The 256-nt window shown below is 67.6% G+C and carries 1 pseudogene; it reads right to left on the bottom strand.

Features of this window, described 5'->3' with window-relative positions:
• Positions 1 to 9 precede the first annotated feature (9 nt).
• Positions 10 to 256 (bottom strand): annotated as a pseudogene (locus ACVA6Q_RS24790) (hypothetical protein); the annotation flags it as partial.

The following is a 256-nucleotide window of genomic DNA, read 5'->3' on the forward strand; positions in this document are numbered from 1 at the left end:
GCCATGGGGTCAGAAAGTTTGCGGGACCTGCAATGGGGGGTGCAGCGGGGTTTCCAACATTTGGGCGAGCAGGTTGTCGTAGGCGCCCTGGGCCTTGAGGATCAGGTCGGCCACTTCGCGCACGGCGCCACGGCCGCCAGTCGCCTGGGCGACATAGTGGGCGCGGTTGCGCAGTTCAGCGTGGGCCTGGGCGGGGCAGGCGGCAAAGCCCACCAGCGCCATCACTGGCAGGTCTGGCCAGTCGTCACCCATGTAG

Source organism: Vibrio sp. DNB22_10_4, assembly GCF_052879755.1.